The sequence below is a fragment of the Deinococcus aquaedulcis genome, from assembly GCF_019693445.1.
In the GTDB taxonomy this organism is placed as follows: domain Bacteria; phylum Deinococcota; class Deinococci; order Deinococcales; family Deinococcaceae; genus Deinococcus; species Deinococcus aquaedulcis.
Genome location: NZ_JAHRBL010000018.1, coordinates 1 through 16,635, shown reverse-complemented (window position 1 = coordinate 16,635; position 16,635 = coordinate 1). Strand labels below are relative to the sequence as shown.

General features: G+C 68.3%; 16 protein-coding genes. 9 read left to right on the top strand and 7 right to left on the bottom strand.

Going from position 1 to position 16,635, the window contains the following annotated elements:
• Positions 1-81: 81 nt before the first annotated feature.
• Both KMW22_RS15920 and KMW22_RS15915 read left to right on the top strand, forming a co-directional pair.
• Positions 82-1,257: a DUF1501 domain-containing protein gene (locus tag KMW22_RS15920; protein WP_221091013.1), complete on the top strand. Its 1,176-nt coding sequence runs from the start codon at positions 82-84 to the stop codon at positions 1,255-1,257.
• The gene (locus tag KMW22_RS15915; RefSeq protein WP_221091012.1) at positions 1,254-1,715 is read left to right on the top strand and encodes a hypothetical protein; all 462 of its coding nucleotides are present in this window, start codon (positions 1,254-1,256) and stop codon (positions 1,713-1,715) included. The genes KMW22_RS15920 and KMW22_RS15915 overlap by 4 nt, the downstream gene beginning before the upstream one ends.
• A gap of 699 nt (positions 1,716-2,414) precedes the next feature.
• Here the strand turns inward: KMW22_RS15915 and KMW22_RS15910 are convergent.
• Complete coding sequence (locus KMW22_RS15910) at positions 2,415-3,335, bottom strand: GNAT family N-acetyltransferase (protein ID WP_221091011.1); 921 nt, start codon at positions 3,333-3,335, stop codon at positions 2,415-2,417.
• Positions 3,336-3,779: 444 nt separating this feature from the next.
• On the opposite strand from KMW22_RS15910, the gene tkt reads away from it, so the two are divergent.
• Positions 3,780-5,750, top strand: coding sequence for a transketolase (tkt, locus tag KMW22_RS15905; protein WP_221091010.1), 1,971 nt, complete (start codon positions 3,780-3,782; stop codon positions 5,748-5,750).
• 59 nt (positions 5,751-5,809) lie between these two features.
• Here the strand turns inward: tkt and KMW22_RS15900 are convergent, their stop codons facing one another.
• Genes KMW22_RS15900 through bioB form a run of 5 tightly spaced genes read right to left on the bottom strand, consistent with a single transcriptional unit; the run spans position 5,810 to position 11,853 of the window.
• Positions 5,810-7,579, bottom strand: coding sequence for an ABC transporter ATP-binding protein (locus KMW22_RS15900; RefSeq protein ID WP_221091009.1), 1,770 nt, complete (start codon positions 7,577-7,579; stop codon positions 5,810-5,812).
• 51 nt (positions 7,580-7,630) lie between these two features.
• Positions 7,631-8,836: an aminotransferase class I/II-fold pyridoxal phosphate-dependent enzyme gene (locus KMW22_RS15895; protein ID WP_221091008.1), complete on the bottom strand. Its 1,206-nt coding sequence runs from the start codon at positions 8,834-8,836 to the stop codon at positions 7,631-7,633.
• Complete coding sequence (bioA, locus tag KMW22_RS15890) at positions 8,833-10,167, bottom strand: adenosylmethionine--8-amino-7-oxononanoate transaminase (RefSeq protein WP_221091007.1); 1,335 nt, start codon at positions 10,165-10,167, stop codon at positions 8,833-8,835. The genes KMW22_RS15895 and bioA overlap by 4 nt, the downstream gene beginning before the upstream one ends.
• On the bottom strand, positions 10,157-10,798 hold the full coding sequence (gene bioD / locus KMW22_RS15885; RefSeq protein ID WP_328774727.1) for a dethiobiotin synthase: 642 nt from the start codon (positions 10,796-10,798) through the stop codon (positions 10,157-10,159). Before bioD ends, bioA begins: the two co-directional genes overlap by 11 nt.
• An 8-nt stretch (positions 10,799-10,806) precedes the next feature.
• Positions 10,807-11,853, bottom strand: a complete 1,047-nt coding sequence (gene bioB, locus KMW22_RS15880; protein WP_221091006.1) for a biotin synthase BioB — start codon at positions 11,851-11,853, stop codon at positions 10,807-10,809.
• Between the two features lie 111 nt (positions 11,854-11,964).
• On the opposite strand from bioB, the gene KMW22_RS15875 reads away from it, so the two are divergent.
• The 3 genes from KMW22_RS15875 to KMW22_RS15865 all read left to right on the top strand — a co-directional run bounded on the left by KMW22_RS15875 (position 11,965) and on the right by KMW22_RS15865 (position 13,263).
• The gene (locus KMW22_RS15875; protein WP_221091005.1) at positions 11,965-12,306 is read left to right on the top strand and encodes a hypothetical protein; all 342 of its coding nucleotides are present in this window, start codon (positions 11,965-11,967) and stop codon (positions 12,304-12,306) included.
• A gap of 96 nt (positions 12,307-12,402) precedes the next feature.
• A complete protein-coding gene (locus tag KMW22_RS15870) occupies positions 12,403-12,747 on the top strand; it encodes a hypothetical protein (RefSeq protein WP_221091004.1) in 345 nt (114 codons plus the stop codon).
• Between the two features lie 330 nt (positions 12,748-13,077).
• Positions 13,078-13,263, top strand: coding sequence for a hypothetical protein (locus KMW22_RS15865; RefSeq protein WP_221091003.1), 186 nt, complete (start codon positions 13,078-13,080; stop codon positions 13,261-13,263).
• A gap of 200 nt (positions 13,264-13,463) precedes the next feature.
• On the opposite strand, the gene KMW22_RS15860 is transcribed toward KMW22_RS15865, so the two are convergent.
• Complete coding sequence (locus tag KMW22_RS15860) at positions 13,464-13,880, bottom strand: hypothetical protein (protein ID WP_221091002.1); 417 nt, start codon at positions 13,878-13,880, stop codon at positions 13,464-13,466.
• A gap of 183 nt (positions 13,881-14,063) precedes the next feature.
• Here KMW22_RS15860 and KMW22_RS15855 point away from each other — a divergent pair, with 183 nt between their 5' ends.
• From KMW22_RS15855 to KMW22_RS15845, 3 genes are all read left to right on the top strand, one after another.
• Complete coding sequence (locus KMW22_RS15855) at positions 14,064-15,035, top strand: CobW family GTP-binding protein (protein WP_221091001.1); 972 nt, start codon at positions 14,064-14,066, stop codon at positions 15,033-15,035.
• 207 nt (positions 15,036-15,242) lie between these two features.
• The gene (locus tag KMW22_RS15850) at positions 15,243-15,815 is read left to right on the top strand and encodes a DUF2231 domain-containing protein (protein WP_221091000.1); all 573 of its coding nucleotides are present in this window, start codon (positions 15,243-15,245) and stop codon (positions 15,813-15,815) included.
• Positions 15,816-15,936: 121 nt separating this feature from the next.
• On the top strand, positions 15,937-16,401 hold the full coding sequence (locus KMW22_RS15845; RefSeq protein WP_221090999.1) for a PaaI family thioesterase: 465 nt from the start codon (positions 15,937-15,939) through the stop codon (positions 16,399-16,401).
• The last annotated feature ends 234 nt before the right edge of the window (positions 16,402-16,635 follow it).

Genomic DNA, 16,635 nt, shown 5'->3' with positions numbered 1-16,635 from the left:
GGCACCGAAACCCCACCGCCCTGTCCCCCACAGTCTTTTCCCACACCCGACAACCCACTCCCCACAACCCGAGGTTCCCCCATGACCAACCGACGCGACTTTCTGAAACTTTCGGCGCTGGCGGTGGCGGCCACCAGCGGCATGCCGGGCTTTCTGGCGCGGGCCGCTGCGCAGGCCGGCGGCAAAAAGACCCTGGTGGTCATTCAGCTGACCGGCGGCAACGACGGCCTGAACACCCTGATTCCCCACACCAACGGCGCCTACTACGCCGCGCGCCCCAACATCGCCATTCCCAAAAAGGACGTGCTGACGGTCACCGGAGACCTGGGGATGCACCCCAGCCTGCGCCCGCTCATGGGCCTCTGGGACAGCGGCAAGCTGGCCTGGATGGAAAACGTGGGGTACCCCAACCCCAACCGCAGCCACTTTGCCTCTATGGCGATCTGGCACACCGCCGATCCCACCCAGGCCCAAGCCGAGGGCTGGATTGGCCGCCTCGCCGAGCAGATTGGCGATCCCTTCTGCGCCAGCAACGTGGGCGGCTCCACGCCCCAGGCCCTGCGCGCCAGCGATTTCAGCCTGCCCAGCATCGAGTCCATTGACAACTTTCAGCTGAAACTGCCCGACGGCATGCAAACGCCGTTTCAGTCCATGCTGAATTCCCCCCGCACGGGCGAGGCCGCGTACCTCACGCGCGCCACCCGGCAGATGCTGAAAAACACCGCCCGGGTGCAGGAAAACGCCAAGAAGTACAAGGCGGGCGCCACCTATCCCCAGACCAAGTTCGCCGGGCAACTGCGCGAGGCCGCGCGCCTGATCGCCGCCGGGGTGGGCCAGCGGGTGCTGTACGTGTCGCTGGGGGGCTTTGACACCCACGCCGGGCAGCGCGCCGAGCAGGACGAACTGCTGGCGACCCTGGCCGAGGGGCTGGCCGCCTTCCAGACTGACCTGGAGCGGCAGGGCGTGGCCGGCGACGTGATCGTGATGGGCTTTTCAGAGTTTGGCCGCCGCGTGGCCGAAAACGGCAGCGCGGGCACCGACCACGGCAAGGGCAGCGTGATGTTTGCGCTGGGCCAGGGCGTCAAAGGTGGCATTCACGGCAGCAGCCCGGACCTGGAAAAGCTCTCGGACGGCGACATTATTTACAAGCAGGACTTCCGGGGCGTGTACGCCGAGGCCCTGACCAAGTGGCTGGGCCTGAACGCCCGCGAGATTCTGGGCGGCTCGTTTACCGGCCCCGGCTGGATCGCGTCATGACCCCGCTGCGCCTGGTGGCGGGGCTGCTGGGGGCGCTGGTGGTGGCTGCCCCCGCCCTGGCCCTGCCCAAGTACCGCACCCAGGCTGCACCGCAGCTGCACCTGACGGAAGGCAACGCCCTGTGGCAGCTGGACCGCCGGGTCATGCCCTGCACCTACTGCCACGTGGACCCGGCGGGCGGGCCAGGCTGGAACCCGTTCGGGCAGGCCCTGCAGCGCACCTTTGCCGAGGCCGCTGCCGCCGGGCAGCACCTGAATTTCCCCCAGGCCCTGTCCCAGCTGCTGGCCGCGAACACCGACGTCGACGGCGACAGCTACGCGGACGCCCTAGAGGTCTTTGCCAAAACCCTTCCCGGAGATTCCCAGAGCAAGCCCGAAACCCCGGTCACCGACCTTGCGGCAGCCTTCGAGCAGGCCGGCGGCGTGGCCCAGTACGCCCCCCTCAAGAAGACAAAATAAAAAAGCCGCCTTCTTCGGCGGTGATAAGAACAAGATAGCGCGGTATGCAGCCCGGGTCAAGTCCAGCCGTTGGGGCCGATTTTGGGCGTCCTGGCCGTCTTTTCTATGGAGAAGCAAGGCAAATCTGATGCATAGCTGAGGCCGGTGAACCTCTCAGCCGAACTCCAGGGTTCACCGAGACAGGTCGGGCACTCCACAGCAATCAAAATAAAAAAGCCGCCTTCTTTGGCGGTGATAGAACCAAGATACCGTGGTATGCAGCTGGGGTCAAGCCCAGCCAGCGATGCCTGTTTTCATCGTGCTGGACATTGGTTTGCGCGGTGATTGAGAGGAGGCTATGCAGGAGGAGCGGTTGGGTGACCGGGCGCCAGCCTCACTGCGACTGAAGCGGGAAGGCATGCTTCACGGACGCTCGCCTTTTGAAGTCCTGGTCCTGGCTGAACGACGCCCAACGTCTTCGCCTTCATCTGCGGCCGGCTGCTCTACCCGCCCTATTGCCCCTCTTGAACAACAGCCGGACAAAGGGACTCTCCACCACACCAGCCCCACGCAGGGCACCAAAACAAAAAAGCCGCCTTCTTCGGCGGTGATAAAAACAAGATAGCGTGGTATGCAGCCCGGGTCAAGCCCAGCCAGCCACCCCGAGAAACGCCCGCCCAGACGCCTCAACAGCCACGTCTGGGCGGGCCCTCTATACACTCAGGCCAACGCCTTTTCCCAGGTGATCCACATGCGCTCCACCCGGTAGCCCAGGCGGGTGTTCACGCGCAGCATGGGCAGGTTCAGCACCGTGCCGCCCGTGCCGGCGTGGGTGTAGCCTTCGGCTTTGGCCCAGCCCAGGGCATGGGCCTTCAGGGCGGTGGCCACGCCGCGCCCCCGGTGCGCCGGGTGGGTGACGGTGTCCTCGGAATCCACTTCGGGGCCGCGCAGGCTCAGGCGGGTGAGGGCCACGATCTCGCCCCCAAGCCGGGTCACAAAGGCGGCTTCTTCCCGCACGATGGTCTCTCGCAGGCGCTCAGGGCTGAGGGGATCAGGCGTGGTGGTGGGGTTGCGGGGCCGGTCGCGCAGGCCCAACTCGTGCAGGGCGAACACGGCGGCCCAGTCGCTTTCCGGGGCCGTGGGGGACAGGCGCTCGGGCTCGTAGCCGGCCAGGAAGAGGCGCTCCTGCAGGGGTTCAAACGGGGCAGGATCAAAAGTTGTCAGGTCCAGGTGCGCCCCCCACGACTGCCACGCATTGCGAAAGCCCGCCGCCTGAAAAAAGGCCATCTGCTCGCCAAAATCCTCGCGGGTCACGCCCAGCACGCGGGCAAAGCCGCCCTGCGCCTCGGCCAGCAGGGCCAGGGTCAGCGCAGTAAAGGTGCCCGCTTCCCCGGCCAGATCCAGGCGCAGGGCGTCAGGGACCCCCGGGCCAAAGGGGGCGAGCCGGGCAGTGCCGATCACTGCGCCGTCCTGTTCGGCCACCAGCCGGGTGGGCGGCGAGACTTCCCGGAACAGCTCTGGGGTGTAGGTCCAGTGGCCGCGCACGCTCTCAGTCACAAGGCGGGCCACAGCCGGGGCGTCGCCCTGGCGAAAGGGGCGCAGGGTGGGGAGGTGTGCGGTGGGGTGCAGGGCGTGGGTCATGGGGCTATGGTGCCCGGCCACCCTGGCCGGAAGCGAATCGGCTCCCTAAGCCAGATGGCGGAGTGCCGGGGCAGGGGGCACGGCATGCCCGGGGAAGCAGCGCCACCACCCCAGCCTTCCCCACCCCGGGGCAGCGTATATGCAGCCAGCCCTCTCCCCCATCACCCCGAGCTCAACAGCGCCCGCCGCCATACAACCCGATTCATACTCACCTCACATTCACAGATTGCCTTGACAAAATTCTGCCCATGCCGTATTCTGTTTGTACCGGAATGGAAGCGCCGTGGTGTGCTTGTGGTCCAGGACGGATGCTGTTCAAGCTCGGCCCTTTTTCCGCCCCCCGCGTCTGGTGGGGCGCTTTTTTTGGCCTGTTCCTGCGTGTGTAAAGGTCCTGTCTCTAAGTGTACGAAAGACACATATCCAGAGCAGGGTAGGATGAACAGCATGTCCACTGATGTGTCGCAGCTGAGCGTGAACACCATCCGCACCCTGAGCATTGACGCCGTGCAGGCCGCCAACAGTGGCCACCCCGGCGCGCCGCTGGGGGCCGCCCCTATGGCCTACGTGCTGTGGCAGGACTTCCTGCGCTTCAACCCCCAGCACCCGGAATGGGCCGGGCGCGACCGCTTTGTGCTGTCGGCCGGGCACGCCAGCATGCTCATTTACAGCCTGCTGCACCTCACCGGCTACGACATGCCGCTCGAAGACCTGAAAAACTTCCGCCAGTGGGGCAGCAAGACGCCGGGCCACCCCGAGTTCTTCCACACCCCGGGCCTGGACGCCACCACCGGGCCGCTGGGCCAGGGCGCCGCGATGACCGTGGGCATGGCGATGGCCGAAGCGCACCTTGCCGCGCGCTACAACCGCCCCGACTTTGCCATCTTCGATAACCACACCTACGCGATTCTGGGGGACGGCGACCTGCAAGAAGGCGTGAACCACGAGGCCGCCGCGCTGGCCGGGCACCTGCGCCTGAACAAGCTGATCTGGCTGCACGATGACAACCAGATTCAGCTGGACACCCCCACCAGCAAGGCCGAGAGTGACGATGTGGCCGCCCGTTACCGCGCCTACGGCTGGAACGTGCTGAAGGTGGCCGATGGCAACGACCTGGGGCAGGTTCGCGCGGCCATTGCCGAAGCCCAGAACGCAGACCGCCCCACCCTGATTCAGGTGCGCACGGTGATTGGCTTTGGTAGTCCCCGCGCGGGCACCAGCAAGGCCCACGGCGAGCCCCTGGGCGCCGAGGGCGTGGCCGCCACCAAGCAGGCCCTGGGCTGGGACTACCCGCCCTTCACCGTGCCCGAAGAAGTGGCCGCCCACATGAACGCCCGCGAACGCGGCGCGGCGCTGGAAGCCGAGTGGAACGCCCTGATGGACGGCTACCGCGCCGCCCACCCCGAACTGGCGGCCGAAGTGGACGCCCTGCTGGCCCGCGATCTGCCCGCGCAACTGGCCGACGCCCTGCCCAGCTACGAGGTAGGCGGCAAGGCGGTGGCCACCCGCAACGCCAGCGGCGAGGTGATCAACGCACTGGCTAAGGTGGTGCCGGGCCTGATGGGCGGCAGCGCGGACCTCTCGGGCAGCACCAAGACCACCATCAAGGACGGCGGCGAGATGCAGGCGGGCGCCATGGGCGGGCGCAACGTGCTCTTCGGCGTGCGCGAGTTCGGCATGGCGGCTGCGGCCAACGGCCTGAGCCTGTACGGCGGCCTGCGCCCGCTGGTGGGCACCTTCCTGGTGTTTGCCGACTACCTGAAGCCCGCCCTGCGCCTGAGCGCCATTCAGATGCAGCCGGTGACCTACGTGCTCACCCACGACTCCATTGGTCTGGGTGAGGACGGCCCCACCCACCAGCCCATTGACCAGCTCGCCATGCTGCGCGCGGTGCCCGGCGCCCACGTGATCCGCCCCGCCGATGCCAACGAAACGGCCGCCGCGTGGCAGATGGCCCTGGAATACGACAAGGGCCCCACCGCCATCGCCCTGTCCCGCCAGGACCTGCCGATTCTGCCGCGCAACCACGCGGGCGTGAAGAAGGGCGCCTACGTGGTCCGCGACGCCGAGGGCGCGGCCCAGGTCATCCTGATCGCTTCGGGCAGTGAGGTCAGCCTTGCGCTGGACGCCGCCGAGGCCCTGAGTGGCGAAGGGATTGCCGCGCGCGTGGTCTCTATGCCCTGCATGGAAGTCTTCCGCGCCCAGGAGCGCTCCTACCGCGACTCGGTGCTGACCCCCGGGGTCAAGCGCGTGGCGATTGAGGCCGCCAGCAAGGCCCCCTGGTACGAGTGGGTGGGCCTGGACGGCGCGGTGATCGGCATGGACACCTTCGGCGCTAGCGCCCCCGCCAGCGTGCTGTTCGAGAAGTTCGGCTTCAGCGTGCAGAATGTGACCAAGGTCGTCAAGAGCGTGCTGTAAACCAAGCGGCTCAATGGCGCCGGGGCGACCACCCCCGGCGCTTTTTTTGCAGCGTGCCTTCAATCGTCTGCTGGCGCCGGCATTTCCTGGCCCACGGCTTCGCCCATCGCCCGTTCCAGGGCCGCGTAGGCGCCCCCCTGGCGGCGCAGCACGTCTGGGGCCCCGTCCTCCACGATGGTCCCGCCGCGCACCACCACCACCCGGTCGGCGGTGCGGGCAAGGCTCAGGCGGTGGGTCACGATCAGGGCGGTGCGGCCCTGCATCAGCGCCCCCAGGGCCGCCACCACCTGCGCCTCGCTTTGGGCGTCCACGGCGCTGGTGGGTTCGTCCAGCAGCAGCACGGTGGGCCGGGCCAGCAGGGTGCGGGCAATGGACAGGCGCTGGCGCTGCCCACCCGAGAGCTTGATCCCACGTTCGCCCACCACGGTGTTCAGGCCTTCGGGCAGGGCCTCGACAAAGTTCAGCGCGTGGGCGGCCTGCAGCGCCGCGTGCACCTCAGCCTCGGTGGCATCGGGGCGGGCGTAGCGCACGTTGGCCGCCACCGTGTCGTGAAAGAGGAAGGTGTCCTGGGCCATCACAGCCGCGTAGGTGCGCAGACTGTTCAGGGTGAGGTCACGCAGGTCCATACCGTCCAGAGTCACGCGGCCTTCCTGCGGGTCATAGGTGCGGGTAAGAAGCCCCAGCAGGGTGCTCTTGCCCGCGCCGGATTCGCCCAGAAGGGCCACGCGCTGCCCGGCCGGAATGGTGAGGGTGACGTTTCGCAGGACCGGGCGGGCCGGGTCGTAGCCGAAGGTCACGCCTTCAAAGCGCACCTCCCCCCGCGCGGGTTCCGGCAGCGGCCGGGCACCGTGGCGTTCCTGCACGGTCACCGGGGCGTCTAGCACCTCAAAGACCCGCCCCCCACTGGCCGCCGCGCGCTGCAACAGGTCACCGATGTTCACCAGATCATCAATGGGCCCGTAGAAGTAGCGCCCGTAGCCCCGGTAGGCCAGCAGCCCACCCAGGGTGAACTGCCCGGCCAGAATCAGCCACGCGCCGCCGCCCAGCATGATCACGTTGCCCAGGTTGCCCACGAACCGGGCGCGGGGAAAGGCGCGGTTACGCAGCCGCACGGCCCGCAGCTGCTCGGCGTACAGGACGCGGCCCAGGGCTTCCACCCGGGCAGCTTCGGCCCCTTCGCGCGCAAAACCCTGCACCACCCGGATGCCGCTCAGGCGGTCGGCCACCAGAGCACTCAGGTCGCCCAAGCGGGCGCGGGCGGCGCGGTAGGCGGGCTGCACGGTGCGGCCATAGCGCCAGAGCATGAGCCCCACCGCCAGCATGGGCAGCGTGGTCAGCACCCCCAGCAGCGGCTGCAGGGCCACAAAGATCGCCACCACCCCAATCAGGCGCAGGGCGTTGGCGAGCACCGCGTCGGTGCCGCGCACCAACACATCCTGCAGGGCGTCCACGTCCCCCGTCACGCGGGCGATCAGGTCGCCCGTGCGCTGCGACTCGAAATACGCCGCCGACTGCCCCTGCAGCTTGCGGTACAGCGCCAGCCGCATGTCCAGCGTGAACTGCTGCCCCGCCTGTTCCAGCAGCAGCCCCCGCCACGCCGAGAGCACTTGCTGCACAGCAAACACCGCCACCAGCAGCGCGAGGTGCCCCCCGATAAACGTCCAGTCCCGGGCGGGCAGGCCCTGGTCCACCACGCGAATCCAGACCAGCGGCGGGTACAGTTCAGCGGCCACGCTGCCAATCAGCAGCAGCAGCCCGGCGCCCACCGTGCGGCGGTAGGGGGTGAGCAGGCCGTACAGGCGGCGCAAAACGGAGGGCGAGGCCGGCATGGCCCGCAGGGTACGGGAAAGCGGCGCCCCGGACCGGGTGCCGGCCACTGATCAGCGCGCGGGCTGGGCCGGGACCAGGGCGTCCACGCACCGTTCCAGATCCGCCCACTCGTGCGCCGCGCTGAGGGCGAAGCGGATGCGGGTGCTCCCCGGCGCCACGGTGGGCGGGCGAATAGCCACGGCGCCAAAGCCCTGGGCACGCAGCTGCGCCGCGCGGCGCAGGGTCACGTCCTCGGCGCCCAGGACCACCGGGACCACCTGGGACTCGCTGCCAGCGGTGTCCAGCCCCTGGGCGGTCAGGGCGCGGCGAAACCTTGCGGCGTGGCCCTGCAAGGTGCGGCGCTCGGCGTCCATGCTGCGGGCCTGCAGCACGTTCAGCAGGCTCACGGCAATATTTGCAGGGGGTAGACCTGTCGTGAAGATGAACGTGCGCGCGGTGTTCAGCAGGTAGCGAATCAGCACCTCGTCCCCGGCGACATAGGCGCCCACGCTGCCGTACGCCTTGCCCAGGGTACCCATCAGGACGTCAATTCCAGCGCCTACCCCCTGCGCGTGGGCCAGCCCGGCGCCCTGGGGACCGTACACGCCGCCGGTATGGGCCTCGTCCACCATCAGCCACGCGCCGTAGCGGCGTTTCAGGGCCACCAGTTCGGGCAGCGGGGCCAGGGTGCCGTCCATGCTGAACAGGGCATCGGTGACGATCAGCTTGCGGGGGGCAGGGCTGGCCCGCAGCGCCTCTTCCAGGACCCCCAGATCCCGCGTGGGGTAGATGTGCGTCTGGGCGCGGCTCAGGCGCACACCGTCAATGATGGACGCGTGGTTCAGGGCGTCGCTGAACACGGCGTCGCCCCGGCCCACCAGCGCAGGAATCACGCCCAGGTTGGCGGCCAGTCCACTGCCGAACACCAGCGCGGCCTGGGTGCATTTCAGGTCGGCCAGTTCGCGTTCCAGCAGGGCATACACCGGGTGGTTGCCGTTGATCAGCCGCGCGGCCCCGGCGCCGTAACGGGTCAGGGCGTCCAGCACCACTTCCGTTTCTGCGGGCAGGAGGTGGCCGCGCAGGGCCGCCTGGGCGGTCTCGGGCGTCCAGGCCCGGCGCGACAGCCCCAGGTAATCGTTCGAGGCGAGGTCCAGCAGGCGCGCCCCGTTCACCCGCACGTACCCGGGCTGGGGGTCGGGCGTCCAGTCGTGCAGGGTGCGCTCGCGGTGGGTGGCTTGCAGGGTAGCCAGGCGCTCTTCCAGCACCGCCCAGCTCACGAGGCCCCTTCCCCGCGCGCGCCCCCATGCAGGCGGCCAAACCCCGTGGCGGCGGCCAGCAGGGCCTCGTGGCCCTGGCGCAGTTCCTCGTTCGTGACGATATACGGCGGCAGCAGGTACACCACGTTGCCCAGCGGGCGCAGCAGCAGCCCGCGCGCGGCGAAAAAGCGGCGCAGGTCCAGGCTGACGTTGCCGCCGTACTCGCCCGCGCCGTGAATCTCGGCGGCCAGGACGGTGCCGCACTGGCGCACGTGCTGAATGCAGGGGTGCGCGGCCAGTTCGGGCAGGAAGGCCGCGTGCGCCGCGCCGATCCGCGCCCAGTGCGCCGCCGTTTCCGGGCTCAGGGTGAGGTCCAGCGAGGCCAGGGCCGCCGCGCAGGCCAGCGGATTGGCGGTGTACGAATGGCCGTGGGCGAACGCCTGGGCAAAGGAATCCCCGTCAAAGGCGCGGTACAGCGCTTCCGTGGTGGCGGTCACGCCCATTGGCAGAAAGCCGCCGGTCAGGCCCTTGCTGAGGCACATCAGGTCCGGGGCACTTTGCAGGTGGCGGGCGGCCCACAGCTGCCCAGTACGGCCAAACCCGGTCATCACCTCGTCGAAAATCACCAGGGCCCCCGCCCCCCGCACGCGGCGCATCACCTCGTCCACAAAGGCGGGGCGGGTCAGGCGCATGCCGGCGGCCCCCTGCAGCAGCGGTTCCAGGAGGATGGCCGCCACATCCTCGCCCAGCGCGGCGTCCAGGGCGTTCAGGGCCGCCGCCTCCTTGGCCTCCACCGCCGGGTCCCCATCCCAGGTGGCGGGGTATGGCAGGAAGGTCACGTCAAACAGCTTGTCCTGAAACGGCGCGTAAAAGCCGCTGCTGGCCCCGGCACTCATGGCGCCGAAGGTGTCACCGTGATAACCGCCTTCAAAGGCCAGCAGGCGGGTGCGGGCCTCGCCCCGGTTGTGGGCGGCCTGCAGGGCGATTTTCAGCGCCACTTCCACGGCGGTCGAGCCGTTGTCGGAGTAGAAGACACGGTTCAGGTCGCCGGGCAGCTGTTCGGCCAGCCGGGCGGCCAGCGTGGCGGCGGGCGCGTGGGTAAAGCCCGCGAAAATCACGTGTTCCAGCGCGTGCGCCTGCGCGGCAATCGCCCCAGCAATGTGCGGGTGGGCGTGCCCGTGCAGGTTCACCCACCACGAACTCACGAGGTCCAGCAGCTGCGTTCCGTCCGCTGTGTACAGGCTGGCGCCCTCACCGCGCGTGATCACAGTGGGGTCCGGCGCCGTGCGCGCCTGCGTGAAGGGGTGCCAGACGTGCCGGGCGTCCAGCGCCAGGATGGGGTCAGTGGACATGCAGCGGCTCCAGGGGCCCAAAGAGCGCGGCGGCCTGCGCGACCGTTTCCGTCGTCACCCTGCCCAGCGGGGGCAGGTCGGCCAGCACGCGCACGGCGCCGTGGCGCTCGATGGCGCCCCGGTTGTGGGGCGCGGGGGGGCCGATCAGGACCACGCCGTGCACCCGCAGGCCCCGGGCCCGCAGCGCCCCCACGGTCAGGAGGGTGTGGTTGATGGTGCCCAGCGCGCTGCGCGCCGCCACGATCACCGGGGCGCCCAGCGCGGCCATCAGGTCCAGCATCGTCTCCTGCTCGTTTACCGGCACCAGCACGCCGCCCGCGCCTTCCACGATCAGGGGCCCGGCGGGGGCGGGGCGGCCGGCCAGCACCTCGGCCACCGAGACGCGCGTGCCTTCCAGCGTGGCGGCCCATTCGGGGGCAAAGGGGCCCGCGTACACCCGGGCCGGGGCGAAGACCTGCTGAGGGCGCAGGCCCGCCAGCCGGGCCACCTCGCGGGTGTCGTTGTCGCCATCCTGCGCGCCGGTTTGCAGGGGCTTCCAGTAGGCGGCCCCCCAGGCGCGGCACAGCGCGGCGCTCAGAACCGTCTTGCCCACGCCGGTATCGGTGCCGGTGACAAAGAAGGTGGGGTGCACCGCGCGCCTCAGTCGCCCAGGGCGGGCACGGGCTGGGGCTGGGCGTTCAGGCGGTGCGGGCCAGATGCGTCGGCGTGCAGGCCCAGGTCCTCGATCATGGCCCAGTCGGCGCCGGCGGCCTGCCCCTCTTCGGTCAGGTAGTTGCCCAGGAAGATGGAGTTGGCCACCAGCAGCGCCAGCGGTTGCAGGCTGCGCAGGTGCAGTTCGCGCCCGGCGCTGGCGCGCAGTTCGGCGCGGGGGTTCAGCAGCCGGAACAGAGACAGCACCCGCAGGCAGAACCACGGCGTGAAGTGCGCGGTGGTCTGGGCACCGTCCAGGCCAGTGCCGTCAATAGGAATCAGGAAGTTCACCGGAATCGAGTCCGCGCCCCGGTCCCGCAGGGTGGCGGCCAGATCCACGATCTGTTCCAGGCTCTCGCCCATGCCGATAATCACGCCGCTGCAGGTGCTCATGCCCGCCTGCGCCGCGTGGGTCAGGGTTTCCACCCGGTCGGCGTAGGTGTGCGTGGAGCAGATGTTGCCGTAGTGGTCTTCATGGGTATTGAGGTTGTGGTTGTAGGCGTCCACGCCGGCCTCGCGGAGGGCCTGGGCTTTCTTCTGGCCTTCCTCGCCCAGCAGCAGGCCCATGCAGGCGCAGACTTCCAGGCCGGTTTCGGCCTTGATCAGCCGCGTGGCCTCGCCCACCTGCTCCACCTCGCTCCAGGTGCCGCCGCGCCCGGCCAGCACAATGCAGTAGCGCTGCGCGCCCGCCGCCTGGGCTTTCCTGGCTTCTTCCAGCATCTCGCGCGGGTGCAGCACGCGGTAGCGGGGAATGTCGGTCTCGGCGCCCTTGGCCTGCGAGCAGTAATGGCAGTCCTCGGCGCAGATGCCGCTTTTGGCGTTCAGCAGGACGTTCACCTTCACGCGGTCACCAAAGGCTTCGCGGCGCACGCGCCACGCGGCGTCCACAAGGCGCAGGGTGTCGTGGTCGGGCAGGTTCAGAAGGTCCAGGCCTTCGCGGTGAGAAAGCCGTTCGCCGCGCAGCACGCGCCCAGCCAGGGTGTCAAGGTTCAGCATTCGTTCAGCAGTGTAGGGCAGGAGCTGAACGGGGCAGGGCGAGGCTGAACCGGGTGCAAGGGGCGGGCAGATGCGGCAGCGCCGCCGTTGGCCTGCGCCTACATTGCCCCCATGTCCAGCCCTGCTTCTGCCCTGCCCCTGCTGCGGCGCCGGCTGGTGGCCGCACTGTTGACGGTGGCCGTCGGCTTTTTGCTGAACTTCTCGGTGTTTCAGCTCATCGAAAACACCCACTGGGCCGACCGCGCGCCCTTTACCTCGGGCTACCGGGTGGACCTGCTGGATCTGGTGCTGTGCGCTGTGGGCCTGGGGCTGGCGCTGTGGGCCCGGGGGCAGTATCTGAAGGCGGCGGGGACCCCGCGCCTGCCGCGCGACGAGCAGTTGCTGTGGCTGGGCGTGCTGGCGCTGGGTGCAGTGAAATTGCTGACGGCCGTGTGGCTTCGGTTTCCGCTGTAAGGGCACTTTCTGGAAAGCCAGCGGCCAGAGGCTCGCCTGCTCTGATCCTCCCCAATCTGGCCCCCAGCGAATTCCGGGGCAACTATACTGAAAGCCATGACACAATTCATGCCATTAGCGCCGGCCGAAGCCGAGCTGCGCCGCGCCATGTTCTGGGCCCTGGGGCTGGCCATCGCGCCGTACTTTGTTCACTTTTATCTGCGGCAGGAGGAGCGGTCCAGCAATGGTCCCGGCAGCCTTGAGCATGTACAGGGGTATCACTTCGATGTCTTCGCTGTGGTCCTGCCCCTGATTGCTCTGGCCCTGGCGTGGCGGGCGCGCAAACGCTACGCGGGCGACCACGGCACCCAGGTCATTCCCAGCACCGACCACGCGCTCTGGATCGCGGTGCTGGTGCTCTCGGTGCTGCGGATGCTGAGCGCCTACCGCGTGCTGGGCTAAGGGCCTGTAGACCAAGGTGATAGTTGGCCGCCCCAAACAGCTTCGGCGTCGTGCCACTCGGTACGACAAGCGTGCGGTGAGTGATCAGGTTGGTTGACCGTCGCCGCCGTGCCGCTCTGGCTGTGAGGCCACGACACCTGACGCATGCTCGGGCATCATCAAGAACGGGAGACCCAGAAACAAGAGGGTGAACTTGTCAGGCCTGACATGGCGAGACCGACGTTCAGAAACCCTTGGGGCCGAACACCGCCGTCACGCAATGCCGTCCAGACGGAACGGTCTGTCCGTTTTGATCTTTGCGCTGACCTGGGACAGCGGGGATTTCTCGGCGTGCTGCTGACCCGTCTGGTCACAACGTTGGCAAGTTTCTGGCTCGCCTTGTGGCCCACACTGCGCAATGCGCTCTTTCTGTTCTTCACAGTCAGCTTTGCCCTGACCTCTGTGGCGGGGGCGCTGCCCCTGTGGGTGGTCGGCAATTGGTTCGAGGTCATCAAACGGGCCACGGACGAACCCTGAGCCGCCGATCAACGTCACAGCCGTTGATCGGGACGTGCTGTGGAGGGAAGCGCCAATTCCACCGCCCCCTGGCTCACCAGGTGTGACCGGCCCGCCCCCTCCGTTTTGGCTGGTCGTGAGGCTACGGCCTTGCGGCACACCTCCTCTTGTCGGCTGAAGCCAGGCAAAGACGCCCCAAAGGGTGTCTTCGTTGGGCAGTCTTAGCGTGCTGGGGAAAACGTCACGGTGTAGGTGCAGGAGGCGCGATTGGTGTTGGTCCTGAAGAAATACACCCCTGGCTTCACCCGCTTGAGGGTGGTCCAGCCAACCTGTTCTGTCCGGGTGTCAATTGGGAACCCCTCACCGTCCCCGTAAGGCATCAGCGTCATGGTGGCATCGCATGCTGCCGCAGCATCCTGACTGGGGCGTTTCACCACACGTTCCCAACTTTCACCAGCGCGATAGAACACGTTGGTATCACCACCAACGAGACGAAACGGAATGGAGTCCCCACGCTCGACCCATTGGACATCCGTGCGCTTCTTGCTGGGTTGAAGGGTACCTTCTGGGTCGCGTTCTGGACCGCTGGCGTTGCAGGCAGGCAGCAGCAGCAGGGAGGCCAGGAGCACGCGCTTCATATCCAGCAGCATAAACTTCCGCTGGAACGAGAACAGAGCATGAGTCACTCGCGGCTGGAGCGGTTTGAGATGGCCCACAGCTTATCCCCACATTTCTTTGCGCCTGAATGGCGCACAGGACGCTGCCCGACCATCCTTCCCCTTGCCCTACAGACCCTGGCCCTCTCCCCTATCCTGGGGCCCATGAGCACGCCCCAGCCCCAGACCGATCAGCGCATTCCCGTCGTGGTGATCGGCGGCTTTCTAGGGGCGGGCAAGACCACGCTGGTCAACCACCTGATCCGCAGCCTGCCACACCGCCTGGGCGTGATCGTGAACGAATTTGGCGCAGCGGGTGTGGACGGCAGCCTGATCGAGCGCCTGCAGGACGACGTCACCGAACTGACCGCCGGCTGCCTATGTTGCACCGGGCGCGACGACCTGCTGCGCGCGCTGGTGACCATCGCCATGCGAGATCAGAAGCCCGACGCCGTGGTGGTGGAGCTCTCGGGCGTGGCGGACCCCACTCCAGTGCTCACCACACTGCTGGAACGCTCGGTGCGCGCGGCGTTCCGGGTCACGACCCTAGTGGCGGTGGTGGACGCCCGTCACGTCCTTCAGACCCTGCGCGAGCACCCCGAGGCCGCGCGGCAACTGGCCTATGCGAACGTGGTGGTGCTGAACAAGACCGATCTGGCCGACCCGGGGCGGCTGGCCCACGCCGAAGAGGTGCTGCGCGGCGTCAACCCCCTGGCGGCCGTGAAAAAGGTGGAGCAGGGGCAGGTGGACGCGGCGGCCCTGATCGCCCGCGACGACTTTGACCCCCGCGTGCTGGACGGGGTGGACGAAAAGGCCGCGCACACCCCGGGCCTGAAATCGTTCATCCTGCGCGCCGAGCGGCCCCTGGACCCGTACGCGTGGCAGCGCTTCATGACCGACTTCCTGCTGTCGCGCCCGGCCGAGGTGCTGCGGGCCAAGGGCTTTTTAGACCTGCACGGCTACCCGCAGCGCATTCTGTTTCAGGCGGTGCGCGATCTGTTCACCGCCGACGCCTGGACGGCCGGGGACGGCACGTCTGAACTGGTGGTGATCGGCCGGGGCCTGGAGAAGGCTGAATTTGAAGCCGCGTGGACAGCCTGCATGACCCCAGACCCCCGCGACCTGATTCCCGATTGAGCAGAGGATGATGGAAGTGCTGTTGGGCTTTTCGAGGCTTGACGCTTGGCGTGTGGCCGCCTCGCTCCCAGGCACCAGCTGAACCCCTGGCGCTCGTCTTCAGCGCCCCCAAGGGGTTCCCCCTTCTGCCCCTCTAAACGCGCCTGAACCCGCTTCCCATATGCCGGGCTGGGCCGGGTGCCACGGTAGGGCGCAGGAGGGACCCTCATGCTCAAGAGCCACACCCCGCCCGCCCACGCCGCCGAGGACCTGCTCAGCAACCACGACACCCTGGAAGTCACGGCCGAGCACCTGCAGACCCTGTTGCGGCAGGCCGAAGACCATCTGCCCCCCGCGCTGCTGGACGCGCTGCACGGCGAGGGGCTGGGCCACCCACTGCACCCCATCCTGATTCACCTGCCGCTGGGCGGCTGGCTGATCGCGGCGGCGTTGGACTACCTGCCCGCCAAAACGCCAGGGGGCAACGAGGCCGCCGCCGATCTGGCCCTGACGCTGGGAACCGTGGGCGCGGTGGGCGCCATTGCCGCTGGCTGGGCCGACTGGTCGAACACCCGGGGCGAGGCCCGGCGCACCGGCCTGATTCACGGTCTGGTCAACGAGGTGGCCTTTACCCTGAACGTGGCGTCCCTGCTGGCACGCAAGAAGGGCAAACGCGGCCTGGGCAAGACCCTGTCCGGGGCGGGGCTGCTGCTGGCCGGCGCCGGGGGGTTTCTGGGCGGCGAACTGGTCTACCGCCACGGCCTGGGCGTGGGCCGCACCCTGGCCCACCGCCAGGGCTAGCGGTAAGGTCGCCCCTTCAACCGAGCGAAGTAAGAAGAGGACATTGCCCCATACGTTTCCACCTGTTCGGAAAAGCGCCAGACAGGTTCCACTTCCGGGGCGATGTCCTTAGCATGCGGCCATGACGCTGCACCCCGACCTTCAGCTGCCCACCCCCCACGAACTCGATACCCTGAGCCCGGAAGAACTGGCCGGGCGCATGAACGCCCTGTCCGGCACGCTGGGCGCGCGCCTGGGCATCGAGTTCACGCAGGTGGGCCGCGAGCGGGTGGTGGCGCGGATGCCGGTGGAGGGCAACCGCCAGCCGGCCGGGCGCCTGCACGGCGGTGCCAACCTTGCCCTGGCCGAGGAACTCGCCAGCGTGGGCTCGTGGCTGAACCTGGACCCCCAGCGGCAGGTGGCGGTGGGGGTAGACCTCAACGGCACCCATGTGCGCGGCGTAACGGACGGCTGGGTGACCGGCGAAGGCATCCTGGCCTACCAGGGCCGCACGGTGCTCGTCTGGACCATTGAGATCAAGGACGAGCGCGGCCGGGTCACCAGCATGGCCCGGTGCACGTGCAATGTGATCGCGGTGGGGGCGTAAGGGGAGCGGGTGGCGGGAGGCGGGGTGTGGGGAAAGGCGGCGTTGGCGCGACGGCTGGTCAGCTGATGACCAGAAACGAGGGGGCACTCTTCATGCCGATAGAGACTTTTTCCGCCTGATACGAAAAAGAAGTAAAGATTGGACATTACGCATTGGGAAGCCAGTGGAAGTACGTCGTGCGCGAAACCAGAGCTTCTTGGGTCATCAGCCAAGCACATCGCTCGTCAACGGCCG

Bases quoted from the DNA above. Each gene is read 5' to 3' on its own strand.
- KMW22_RS15920 (WP_221091013.1), top strand. From the start codon at position 82: ATGACCAACCGACGCGACTTTCTGAAACTTTCGGCGCTGGCGGTGGCG.
- KMW22_RS15915 (WP_221091012.1), top strand. From the start codon at position 1,254: ATGACCCCGCTGCGCCTGGTGGCGGGGCTGCTGGGGGCGCTGGTGGTG.
- KMW22_RS15910 (WP_221091011.1), bottom strand. From the start codon at position 3,335: ATGACCCACGCCCTGCACCCCACCGCACACCTCCCCACCCTGCGCCCC.
- tkt (WP_221091010.1), top strand. From the start codon at position 3,780: ATGTCCACTGATGTGTCGCAGCTGAGCGTGAACACCATCCGCACCCTG.
- KMW22_RS15900 (WP_221091009.1), bottom strand. From the start codon at position 7,579: ATGCCGGCCTCGCCCTCCGTTTTGCGCCGCCTGTACGGCCTGCTCACC.
- bioA (WP_221091007.1), bottom strand. From the start codon at position 10,167: ATGTCCACTGACCCCATCCTGGCGCTGGACGCCCGGCACGTCTGGCAC.
- bioB (WP_221091006.1), bottom strand. From the start codon at position 11,853: ATGCTGAACCTTGACACCCTGGCTGGGCGCGTGCTGCGCGGCGAACGG.
- KMW22_RS15875 (WP_221091005.1), top strand. From the start codon at position 11,965: ATGTCCAGCCCTGCTTCTGCCCTGCCCCTGCTGCGGCGCCGGCTGGTG.
- KMW22_RS15870 (WP_221091004.1), top strand. From the start codon at position 12,403: ATGACACAATTCATGCCATTAGCGCCGGCCGAAGCCGAGCTGCGCCGC.
- KMW22_RS15860 (WP_221091002.1), bottom strand. From the start codon at position 13,880: ATGAAGCGCGTGCTCCTGGCCTCCCTGCTGCTGCTGCCTGCCTGCAAC.
- KMW22_RS15855 (WP_221091001.1), top strand. From the start codon at position 14,064: ATGAGCACGCCCCAGCCCCAGACCGATCAGCGCATTCCCGTCGTGGTG.
- KMW22_RS15850 (WP_221091000.1), top strand. From the start codon at position 15,243: ATGCTCAAGAGCCACACCCCGCCCGCCCACGCCGCCGAGGACCTGCTC.
- KMW22_RS15845 (WP_221090999.1), top strand. From the start codon at position 15,937: ATGACGCTGCACCCCGACCTTCAGCTGCCCACCCCCCACGAACTCGAT.